Origin of the sequence: Agaribacterium haliotis (genome assembly GCF_002312815.1) — a bacterium.
Taxonomy (GTDB): domain Bacteria; phylum Pseudomonadota; class Gammaproteobacteria; order Pseudomonadales; family Cellvibrionaceae; genus Agaribacterium; species Agaribacterium haliotis.
The window spans coordinates 38,895-49,940 of the sequence record NZ_NKQJ01000019.1; the positions used below are offsets into that span (position 1 = coordinate 38,895).

The following is an 11,046-nucleotide window of genomic DNA, read 5'->3' on the forward strand; positions in this document are numbered from 1 at the left end:
AAAAATCAAGTTCGACCAACGTACAATAGCCGCCCGGTTAATGGGCTAGAGCCCAGATAATACGGGCCTTGGGCAGCAAAGTCCTTGGCCTGAATCAAGCCGCCAGCCTTCCGCGACTTATGTATAGGGATGTCATATGTCTGTCGAGAATCAGCGATAACAAAGACGCGCAGGCGCCATTCGTGGCGCTTAGCGCTCTGGTGCATAGGCAACCGCCAATAGAGATGGCAACAAACATAGGTTGCATTGCAACCTGAGACTAGGGGTAGTAACAATGAGTACCGATCTGTTAATCGTCGGTGGGGACGGCGACCTCGCTTTGAGGAAGCTTTATCCGTCGCTTTATTATTTAGAAATCAATGATTGTATGCCCGAAGGTATGCGCATCATTGGTTCAGCGCGAACAGGTCAAAGTCGCGAAGAGTTTCATGCAAAAATTAAACTTTGGTTACAAAAAGCGGTCGACGCCAGTTTGTTTTCCGAAGAAAAATGGTTGAGCTTCGCCGACAAAATATATTTTGCGCAAGGCGATGCCACCCAACCTGAACAGTTAAAACTGATTGGCGAAGAATTTTTCCGCCAAGATGCGGTACAGGTTATTTATCTTTCCATTCCGCCACAGATTTTTGGCAAGGTATGTGAAAGCCTCGACGCTTGTGGTTTGGTTAAAGACAGTACCCGCCTCGTGGTCGAGAAGCCGCTTGGCGATAGCCGCGAAAGTTTCTTGGCTATTAATGCAGAGCTTGCGCGTGTCTTTGACGAGCGCCAATTGTTTCGCATCGATCACTACCTTGGTAAAGAGAGTGTTCAAAATTTATTGGCACTGCGTTTTGCCAATGATTTTTTCGAGCCGTTGTGGAATAACAAATACATCGAATCTGTTCAGATTACTGTTACTGAAACGGTCGGCGTCGGTAATCGCTGGGCTTTTTACGATAAAACCGGCGCAACGCGCGACATGGTGCAAAACCACTTGTTGCAGGTTTTGTGTTTGATGGCGATGGAGCCACCTTCAGCCCTGGATGCAGACTCGGTTCGTACAGAAAAACTAAAAGTACTGAAGTCGTTGAAACCGATTACCAAAGATGAGGTGTTTGATCACACGGTGCGCGGGCAATATATTCGTGGCGATGTCGGCGGTGAAACAGTGCCTGGCTACCTGGAAGAGGAGAGCGACAAGTACGAAGTCGACCCGAACTCTCAGACTGAAACCTATGTTGCAATTGAAAGCGAAATTGAAAATTGGCGCTGGTCAGGCGTGCCTATTTATTTGCGCACCGGTAAGCGCTTAAATAAAAAGCACAGTGAGATTGTGGTGTATTTTAAACAGAGCCACCACAATATTTTTAAAGACAGCGAAAACAGCCGCTGTCAAAACAAACTGATTATTCAGCTGCAGCCAGACTCGGGTATCAGCTTGCACTTAAATAATAAGGTGCAGGGCCTGGATGCCGGCATTCCTCTGCGCGATGATATTTTGAACCTGGATTTCGAAGATCATAGCGAGCCAATGAAGCACGATGCATATTCACGTTTGTTTTTTGATGTGTTCCGCAACGATCAGACCTTGTTTGTCAGCGCCGATGAGGTTGAGACTGCGTGGAAGTGGATCGATCAGATCTTCGATGCCTGGCAAGAGCGCGGTCAAAAGTGTGAGCCTTACGAGGCCGGTACTGAAGGCCCCGAGCGCGCCAATATGATGGTTAACAGCCGCGGCCAGAAATGGTACGACGGCGAATACTGCCCCATTGACCTGGGCTGATCACTGCACTTAGCTGCTTGATCTGCAAGCGGCTTGTAAGGCAGCACACGGATGCCGCTGCCTTGTCCGCGGGGCTTTTTCTATCGGCCGCTAATTTATTGAACCTTAATACGCTTGAGCTGTTTGGTAATTTCCGGCCTTAGGCGATTCCCCGCACATGAAACGCCTGGCCTGAGCAATTTAGCCAGCGCTACTCCTTAGTTAAATAGCTCATTGTTTTAAGCTATCCCTGCCCCAAACAACTTCTGCTTTAAAGTCATTCCCGGCCTTGTCTGGTGGTGCCTCGCCTTGAGTTGGTTATTCGAATCGATGTTGCGCCTGCTTTCCGTTTGTTATCGCATATTCTTTTATAGGCGCTTGCGCTTTTGTAATGCTCGCTTTTTTGTTGACTACACTTGCTGGTAAGCAAGTGTTGGAATTGGCCTTAAGATGGATATCTTGATTCAGCAGCGGGGATGGCAACATGAGTGCGTATTGGCACTACCTGGCTGAGGCAACGATCAGTACGCCGCTGCGCTTGCGCGGGGCTTTGCGCACTGATGCGGGCACTTATCTGCCAGCGGGCGCCGAGCCCGGTACGGATTTTATCGAGCAGTGTGCCGACAGCTTTGAGGCCGAGCGTATTGAGGCGCTATTTGTTCTGGATGTGCCTTACGATGCAGACTTACTTGAGCGGGAACTCATTGCATACTTGAGTGAAAACTTAAGTTTCTCCGAGCTATATCAGGAAATTAAACACCGCTACTGGCTCAAGCTTGGCGCGGACTTGTTGCTCACTTACCCCTCGATTGGATTTAGGCTCGCAATTATGCGGGCCTGTTTGCCTTTTGAGTACAAGCGCACCTTGTTTTGCCTGTGGATGGCTGTGTTTGAAAGCGAATTTAGCGAGCGTGAACAAGCTAGCTTTGAGATGCTTTTTTTGAGCGCTTTGAGCCACGATTTGGGGCTGCTTGATGTCAACCCACACTTCACCCGCCTCGATCATGATCCTCGCTCGTCCAAGGATGATAAAGACGGTTACTACAGCCATGTTTATTACGGTGTTTCATTTTTAGAGCGTGTAGGTTCCGTGCCGAGTGCAGTGCTTCGTTCGATCAAACAGCACCATGAAATCCTCGATGGTACGGGTTATCCCGCAGGGGCTAGTGGCACGCAATTAACCGAGTTCAGTCAGCACATTAATCTCTATGATACGCTGTACTCTATTTTTCAAAAAAATTATCGGCCGCTAAGTAAGCGCTTGGCTGATTTAAAACCAGTAATTGAAATTAATGCGGTAACTCATTTTGGTGCGGTGGCGGTGCGCATGTTGGAGCTATTAACTCAAGCGAGCCGCAGCGATGAAGTGTTTTTTAAGCGCGAAGAGTTTGAGCGCATTCAAACCGAAACCGAGCATATGGCGATGTTTATCGAACGCGCGATGGCGATTATTCAGGATTTCACTTCGACGGTTGGTTATCGCCACGACGATAAATCGATGTTTGTTTTGCAAAACAGCTTTATTCATATTTCTCTTGCCTATTACAAGTTGCGAATTTTGCACAAACAGGCGCGCCTTGATGATGCAATGCACGCTGACGGGAATTATCGTCAGTTATCGCGAGTGCTAGAAGATAACTTTTTAGCCCTGCGCGAAATCATCTTTCACATTAATAAGTTTTTATACCGTCTGCGTTTATATCGCAGTAGTGTTGATCAAGAGACGATACGTATCGCCGCGGAAGCGGCGATTGATAAGCTGTCGGCACTTGCGGTGAAGTTGGTTAGATAGTTTATTTAGGCCGGTCTAGATTGATAAAACACGGGCAGCAGGTGCTCAGATACAAAAATTGTCAGGCGCTATGCGCTTTCTTGCGGCTTGCTAAGTTAAAAGCGTGTATCTATGGTTTTAATGGCGAAAATAACAGTCGTCGCCATTTTCTAAAATCGCGTTGAGTATGCGCGAGCGTGAGATTAAGCCGACAAGTTTTCCGTTCTCGACAACAGGGTAGTTTCTGGGTGTGCTGTCGGCCATCAGTTGGGCCAGTTCAAGTATGCTTGTGCCCGGCGAGGTGGTCGCCACTGCGTTTTGCATAACCGTTGAAACGCTCGGGCTGTCGTCACAAAAAAAGGCGTCGTTGAGCACTTCCGCCATACAGTCTTGTTCAGAGACAAAGCCGATTAGGCGGCGAGTGTCGTCGACCACGGGCGCACCGCTTATCTGCTCTTTTAATAAAAACTGCACGACTTGGCGCACGGAGCTGTCGCTGTTCACAGCGTGAGGGTTGTGATCCATATATTCGCTAACGAGAATAGAGTGCACGGTGAGCCTCCTTTTCGATATAAATCTGCAGTGTGCTGGAGGCGCATGAGTTTTGCAGCCTCCAGCTAAGAATAGTCGCTAAAGAAAGTATAGATCAGGCTTTCGCTGGCGCGCTTTATCCGTTTGTCAGCACCGCGTCTATGCCGGTCTCAGCACAGATATCTGCATAGGCGCGCACGGCTCCTGCAAAGCCCATGCGCAGCGCATCAGCGGTCAGCGCATGGCCTATGCTGACTTCGGCGAGCTTGGGTAGCCGGCAGTATTGCTTGAGGTTGGCCAGGTTCAGGTCGTGCCCGGCATTGATGCCCAGGCCTAGGCTGTGGGCGTGTTCGGCGGCGTCACAGTGCTGCTTAAAGACAGCATCGGCTGCGCTGCTGCTCTGGCTGAAGGCCAAAGCATAGGGGCCGGTATAGAGCTCAATGCGATCAGCGCCGACGCCAGCGGCCAGGCCTATCTGGTCGAGATCCGGGTCCATAAATAGGCTGACACGACAGCCGAGCTGTTTGAGCTCGGCGATAATGGGCTCAAGCTTGCCGCCGTCTTTGTTTAGGTTAAAACCGTGATCAGAAGTCAGTTGATTATTGGCGTCGGGAACCAGCGTGCACTGCGCGGGTTTGGCCCCGCGCACCAGCTCGAGAAAACCTGGGTAGTCGCCGAGAGCCTCGCAAAAGGGGTTGCCTTCCATATTAAACTCGACGCCGCGTTCGCGGGCTTTGGTCGCCAGTGGCAAAATGTCACTGGCGCGTATGTGGCGCTGATCTGGGCGAGGGTGGGCCGTTAAACCGGCGGCACCGGCGTCGAGAGCGATATCGGCAAAATCGAGCAGGTCTGGGTTGTTGTCGGTGCGGGCGTTGCGCAGCAGGGCGACTTTGTTCAAGTTTACGCTAAGGGCTAAGGTGCCGCTCACATTGTGGTCCTTGGTCTAAAAGGTGTTTTATTTATTGTTCAGGCGATAAGCTTTTTCGACAATCACCGGGTAGTTCGGCGCTTCGGGGCGCGAACGATAAAGGCCGCGCGGCTCGCGTTCAATCTTTTTAACGACGTCAAAACCTTCAACCACTTTGCCAAATACGGCATAGCCGGCGCTTTTGCTACCGCGGCTGTCTTTCCAGCCGTAGTCGAGGTTGTCGTTGTGTTTGAGGTTGATAAAAAACTGTGAGGTTGCACTGTCGGGGTCGGCCGTGCGCGCCATGCTCAGAGTTGCTTCGAGGTTGTCGAGGCCGTTTTTGGCTTCGTTCACAACCGGGGCATGGGTTTCGCGGCGTTTAAACTCGTAGTCGTAACCGCCACCTTGAACAACAAAGTTGGGAATAACCCGATGGAAAATTGTACCGGTATAAAAACCCTCATCAACGTAACGCAAAAAGTTTTTAACGGTTTCCGGCGCTTCATTTGGATAGAGCTCAATGGTCATTTTGCCCAGCGAGGTTTCAAAAACCACTTCGGGGTAGGGGCCCTTGGTTTTATTCTCTTTGGCGGCAAAGGCGCAGCTGGCCGCAGTAAATATCAGTGCTAAGGCCAAAGAACACAGTTGCTTGATCATTTGTTTGCTCATTGATAACCCCGTAGTCAATTGAGTTGGGCGTGTTATAAATTGTTTTGCCAGTTTGCGATAGGCAGACTTTAAGTCCATTCCGAATGGCGCTTTTTGGGTTTGAGGCGCGGGATAATAACAGCCATCAGCATGCCGATAATAATTAAGATGGCGCCGTTGTACATATAACTTGAACGCCGGTCGGCTTTGAGTGTTGCGTTTTCAGCGTTGAGGCTGTCGTTCTCAGTTTGCAATAACTGGTGCTGCTCGAGCAGTTTTTGATAATTTTGATCAAGCTCGATGGCGCCGGACGAAATACTTTTGATGCGGTGCAGTTCAAGGTTAAATTGCTGTTTTTCTTTTTCGGTTTGCTCAAGCTGTTTTTTGGTATCGCGCAGCTCGGCGCTCAAGCTCGTTTGCAGGGTTTCCAGCTCGCTGAGTTTGGCGCTGGCATCGCTTGCTACTTTCTGCGCTTTGAGCAGTTTGATTTGCGCGGTTGGCTGATCAAGCAAGTACTGTTCGGGCAGCCAGCCTTCGCGACCATTTTTTGTTCGAACTTCTATCCAGCCCTGTTCGCGTCCACCGATGGCCTTGACTTCGGTGCCGCTAATAAGGCCTTTGTGCAGAATGCGGTTTTGAGAGCTCGGGCCGCTGCGCAGCGGCACATAGACAACATCTTTGACCCAAAGGCTGGTTGCCTGAGCGTTTGCGCCTGCAAATAGCCAGGCACAGGCAAAAAATGTAGCAAGTTTTTTCACTAGGGCAATACCTTTTTAAAGGGTTTTACGGTGACCTTTTGATAGACGCCGGCATCGACATAGGGGTCGGCGTCAGCCCAGGCCTGGGCCGCGGCGAGAGAGTCAAACTCGGCAACAACAAGCGAGCCACTAAAACCGGCATCGCCGGGTTCACTGCTGTCGATAGCCGGGTGGGGGCCGGCGAGTACCAATCTGGCTTCATCGCGAAGCGCATTCAAACGCTCGATATGAGCCGGGCGCGCCTGTTGGCGCAGGGGCAGGCTGTTGGGTACATCTTCGCTGATAATTGCATAGAGCATGCCGCTCTCCTTATTTTTGTTCGTGAAAAACGTCTTCGAGTTCGAGCCCGGTCAGTCGGGTGATGCGCTTAAACAGATAAATCATCGCGCCGAGCATAACGGCGATGCTCGGCACCACGATAACAACATAGCTGTAGGCGGTCATTTTACCCAGCTCCTCGGCAAAGGCTTCTGTGCCCGGGGCACTGACAACGACCATTTTCGCCAAGACATAGTTCAATACCGACGAAAGAAAAAACGAAGCGGCAACAATATAAGAAGCCTTAACTAAGCAGGATTCAAACTCGGCTTCGGTCTCGCGCTTTTTTAGCTGTTCGGCAATGCGCTGGGTGTGCAGAACTTTATCGTTGTACAAAAACACTTTTACCAATGGGTAGGGCGTATAGGTGGATATCAAGGTAGCGATGCCGATCAGCGCCGGAATGGCGGCTTCTTTGATGGCGATATATTGCGGTGGCAACTCGAGTAAACTTATGCCCCCGGTTAAAAATACACTGATGACACCGAGCGCCGAAAAAAAGTTAATTTTGCGCTCGCGAAAAAAATCGGCGACGCCGTAGACGATTGGAAAGGCGAGGGCTACCACAATGGAAAGCTTGGGGCCGAGTTGATCTTCACCGCTAAACTTGGTCAGTATCAAGGTTGGGATTATGATGTTTAACAGCAGGTTAAGCAGTAAACTCTCTTTCTTGGGCTGTTTTTCCTGACCCGTATTATCTGTACTCATGGGGTAACTGTACTCATGATTTGCCCGTACTCGTCCAAGCTCGAAGACTCGGCGTAAGTACTTAGTAGTTTGTTGACGTCACGGATGCCGTCAATATATTAATTTAGAGATGAGAATGATCGATGCCGGAAATTGAACAACGGCCAGTCTATGACCTGCACTGTCACAGTGCAGCGTCGGACGGTATTTTAAGCCCTGAAGCGCTGGTGTCGAGGGCCAAAGCGCAAGGTGTGACAACTTTGGCGTTAACTGATCACGATACAACCAATGGTTTGCACAAGGCTCTGGCCCAGGCCGAGCTTGATGGCCTGCGCTTGATCAGTGGTGTGGAGTTTTCCAGCCTCTGGTACGGTCGCAACATTCACTTAGTTGGCTTAAATTTTGATCGCAAGCACGATGCGATTGTGGCACTGGTTAAGCGTCAGCTCGATCGGCGCGAAGAGCGCGCACAGCATATTGGCGAGCGTTTAGAGCGGCTCGGTTTTAAGGGCATCTTGGCGGCGGCAAAAGCTGAAGCCGGGGACGCCACCTTGGGTCGGCCGCACTTCGGCCGGGCGATGGTTAAAGCCGGTCAGGCAAAAGATCTCGCGCATGCGTTCAAACACTATTTGGGCGCAGGCAAAGTCGGTGATGTCAAACTGCAGTGGCCCGACTTTGACGAAGTGGTTGAAGCCGTTGCACAAGCAGGCGGCTGCTGTGTTATTGCTCATCCACTGAAATATAAAATGACACGCACAAAACTTTGTAGCATGATCGAAGACTTTGTTGAGTGCGGTGGGCGCGCGATTGAAGTGGTCAGCGGCAGCCAAAGTGCTCAGCAGTCGGCAGATATGGCCAGGCTGGCAAATAAGTATCAACTGCTGGCCTCAACCGGCAGTGATTTTCACGGCCCGACAAGCTACAGCCCCGATCTCGGCCAGCAGAGCCCAATGCCCGAGAACGTTGAGCCTCTTTGGCAAAGTTGGGCTGCTTAATCGAACACATGGCAGAGCGCCCTCGCCGCGCAGCGACGCTCTGCTAAGCACTACTTAGAAGGATCGCATGTCTCAGTTTTTTAGCATACACCCCGAGAATCCTCAGCAGCGCCTTATTGATCAAGCCGTTGAGATCTTAAGAAAGGGCGGCCTGATTGCCTACCCAACCGATTCGGCCTACGCCCTGGGCTGTCATATTGGCGACAAGTTTGCCCTCGACCGCATACGCGCGCTGCGCCAACTCGACAAACACCACAACTTCACCTTGATGTGCCGTGACTTGAGTGAGTTGGCTAACTATGCCCGGGTTGATAACAGCGATTATCGCCTGATTAAAAGCAAGACGCCGGGCGCCTACACCTTTATTTTGAACGCAACCTCGGAAGTACCTCGCCGCCTGCAACACCCAAAGCGAAAAACCCTGGGGCTTCGGGTGCCCGACAACAATATCGCCCTGGCGCTGATGGAAACACTCGGCGAGCCACTGATGACCAGCTCTTTGATTCTGCCCGGTGACGATTTGCCGTTGACGGACCCCTACGATATTCGCGACACCCTCGAGCACCAGCTCGAGCTGGTGATCGACGGTGGTTTTTGCGGCATGGAGCCGACCACGGTGATCGACCTGACCGGTGACGAGCCGGTGCTGGTACGCCGCGGCTGCGGCCCGGTAGAAGACGACGAATTCGCCTAAATCTGCTTAGGCAAGGCCCTGGCTTTGCCGCTATAATGCGCGGCCATTGATAATGCCTGAGCAAAGGGAGAGCGATTTGTCCGAGGCAGAAGAACAAGCAAGTGCCTTAGTTGACGCACCCGAGGTTGACGCCCCAGAGGCTGACACTGCAGCGACGCAGGCTGCCGATTCAGAGTCTGCAGCCCACGCTGACGGGCAGCACGCCGCAGAAAGCAGGACACAGGCGAGTAGCCAGGACAGCGAACAGCCGTCTCAGGGCGAGATGCCGTTTGCGGTTGTGCAGGGCAAAGCGCTGACGGAGATGCCCAAAGACCTGTACATTCCTCCCGATGCGCTCGAAGTCATTCTTGAGGCCTTTGAAGGCCCGCTCGACTTACTGCTTTACCTCATCCGCAAACAGAATCTCGACATACTCGAAATTGACGTCAGTGAAATCACTCGCCAGTACGTCAGTTATGTTGAGATGATGCAAAATATGCAGTTTGAACTCGCCGCCGAATACCTGGTGATGGCGGCGATGCTGGCTGAAATTAAGTCGCGCATGCTGCTGCCGCGCGCGAACGAAGGCGAAGACGAGGATGAAGAGGACCCGCGCGCGCAATTGATACGCCGCTTGCAGGAGTACGAGCGCTTTAAAAAAGCCGCCGAAGATATCGACGAGATGCCGCGCATGCATCGCGATTTACATATTGCTAAAGCCAAAGAGCCCGATCGCACGCTGACCCGCCCGGACCCGGACGTCGATATGAAAGAGCTGCTGCTAGCGTTATCAGAGGTGATGCGCCGCGCGGATCTCTACGAGAGCCATCAGATCCAGAAAGAAAAACTCAGCACACGCGAGCGCATGACGCAGGTGCTCGATCAGTTGCGCGGCCGCCAGTTCACACCTTTTGTCAGCCTGTTTAAAGCCGAAGAGGGCAAGTTGGGTGTGGTGGTTACATTTTTGGCGGTCATGGAACTGGTCAAAGAAAGGCTCGCCGAATTGGTACAAACCGAGGCCTTTGGGCCGATACACGTTAAAGCAAAATCAGATTAGGCCGTGAGGCCGCAGTGATATGAGCGAAGAAAAAATAGACAAAAACAAACACTCAGACGAACTCGATGAGGCTCAAGCCGTCGAGCCTGCGATCGATGAGGGCGAAGACAACGACGCTATTGAAGAGCTCGATAGCAAGGCTCTGGCGGCGGCAGAAAAGCGAGCAAGTGCCTTAAGTGAAGAGGAAAAAAGCGAGCGAATTCAACAGCTTAAGCCGATCATTGAAGGTGCTTTATTAGCACTTGGTGACAGCATGTCGCTAAAGCGTATGCAGAGCTTATTTGACGAGCACGAGTTGCCGTCCAAGGGTTTGTTGCTGGAAGTGCTCGAGCAAATCCAGCGCGACTGCGACGGCCGCGGTTTTGCTCTGGTCGAAGTGGCATCGGGCTGGCGCTTTCAGGTGCGCGAAGACTACGCTACCTGGGTCAATCGCCTGTGGGATGAGAAACCGCAGAAATACAGCCGGGCCCTGCTCGAAACACTGGCGCTAATCGCCTATCGGCAACCGCTGACGCGCGGCGATATTGAAGAGGTTCGCGGTGTTGCGGTGAGCTCCCACATTATCAAAACCCTGAGCGAGCGCGAGTGGGTCAAAGTTGTTGGCCATCGCGATGTTCCGGGCCGGCCGGCGCTCTACGCAACCACGCGCCAGTTTCTTGATTATTTTGGTTTAAAAAGCCTCGAAGAATTACCGAGCCTCGGTGAGCTGAAAGATATCGATGGCCTCAATGAAGCGCTCGAGCTCGAATCGGCACCGGATACCAATATCAGCGCCGATGATCTGGCGCCAAAGCCGATCGATTACGAACAAGCCCAGCAGGCAGCCGATGAAAAAGAGGCGGCCGAAGGACTTGACCCCGAGTCGGGCGAGCAGCAGCCTGTTGCCGAAGCCGAAGCCGAAGCCGAAGCCGAAGCCGAAGCCGAAGCCGAAGCCGAAGCCGAAGCCGAAGCCGAAGCCGA

12 protein-coding genes are annotated in these 11,046 nt (G+C 51.9%); 6 read left to right on the top strand and 6 right to left on the bottom strand.

The window, feature by feature from the left end; translation table 11 throughout:
- Positions 1-274: 274 nt before the first annotated feature.
- Positions 275-1,762, top strand: coding sequence for a glucose-6-phosphate dehydrogenase (gene zwf, locus CFK45_RS17455; RefSeq protein ID WP_096087735.1), 1,488 nt, complete (start codon positions 275-277; stop codon positions 1,760-1,762).
- Between the two features lie 463 nt (positions 1,763-2,225).
- Positions 2,226-3,533, top strand: coding sequence for an HD domain-containing phosphohydrolase (locus CFK45_RS17460; RefSeq protein ID WP_096087736.1), 1,308 nt, complete (start codon positions 2,226-2,228; stop codon positions 3,531-3,533).
- Positions 3,534-3,650: 117 nt separating this feature from the next.
- Here CFK45_RS17460 and CFK45_RS17465 read toward each other — a convergent pair whose 3' ends face one another.
- From CFK45_RS17465 to CFK45_RS17490, 6 genes are all read right to left on the bottom strand, one after another.
- A complete protein-coding gene (locus tag CFK45_RS17465) occupies positions 3,651-4,064 on the bottom strand; it encodes a CBS domain-containing protein (protein WP_096087737.1) in 414 nt (137 codons plus the stop codon).
- 115 nt (positions 4,065-4,179) lie between these two features.
- The gene (locus CFK45_RS17470) at positions 4,180-4,971 is read right to left on the bottom strand and encodes a pyridoxine 5'-phosphate synthase (RefSeq protein WP_096087738.1); all 792 of its coding nucleotides are present in this window, start codon (positions 4,969-4,971) and stop codon (positions 4,180-4,182) included.
- Positions 4,972-4,998: 27 nt separating this feature from the next.
- Positions 4,999-5,619 (bottom strand): peptidylprolyl isomerase, encoded by a 621-nt coding sequence (locus tag CFK45_RS17475; protein WP_239923745.1) that lies wholly within the window; start codon positions 5,617-5,619, stop codon positions 4,999-5,001.
- A 68-nt stretch (positions 5,620-5,687) separates the two neighbouring features.
- Positions 5,688-6,356, bottom strand: a complete 669-nt coding sequence (locus CFK45_RS17480) for a TIGR04211 family SH3 domain-containing protein (protein WP_158224751.1) — start codon at positions 6,354-6,356, stop codon at positions 5,688-5,690.
- Positions 6,356-6,655, bottom strand: a complete 300-nt coding sequence (locus CFK45_RS17485; RefSeq protein WP_096087740.1) for a YciI family protein — start codon at positions 6,653-6,655, stop codon at positions 6,356-6,358. The genes CFK45_RS17480 and CFK45_RS17485 overlap by 1 nt, the downstream gene beginning before the upstream one ends.
- A 10-nt stretch (positions 6,656-6,665) precedes the next feature.
- Complete coding sequence (locus CFK45_RS17490; protein WP_096087741.1) at positions 6,666-7,382, bottom strand: VC0807 family protein; 717 nt, start codon at positions 7,380-7,382, stop codon at positions 6,666-6,668.
- 122 nt (positions 7,383-7,504) lie between these two features.
- Here CFK45_RS17490 and CFK45_RS17495 point away from each other — a divergent pair, with 122 nt between their 5' ends.
- The 4 genes from CFK45_RS17495 to scpB form a co-directional block, all read left to right on the top strand.
- Positions 7,505-8,356, top strand: a complete 852-nt coding sequence (locus CFK45_RS17495; protein ID WP_096087742.1) for a PHP domain-containing protein — start codon at positions 7,505-7,507, stop codon at positions 8,354-8,356.
- Between the two features lie 67 nt (positions 8,357-8,423).
- Positions 8,424-9,050, top strand: a complete 627-nt coding sequence (locus CFK45_RS17500; protein WP_096087743.1) for an L-threonylcarbamoyladenylate synthase — start codon at positions 8,424-8,426, stop codon at positions 9,048-9,050.
- A 76-nt stretch (positions 9,051-9,126) separates the two neighbouring features.
- Positions 9,127-10,086: a segregation and condensation protein A gene (locus CFK45_RS17505; protein ID WP_239923746.1), complete on the top strand. Its 960-nt coding sequence runs from the start codon at positions 9,127-9,129 to the stop codon at positions 10,084-10,086.
- A 19-nt stretch (positions 10,087-10,105) separates the two neighbouring features.
- Positions 10,106-11,046 (top strand): SMC-Scp complex subunit ScpB (gene scpB / locus CFK45_RS17510; RefSeq protein ID WP_096087744.1); only part of this gene is annotated, 941 nt, incomplete at its 3' end.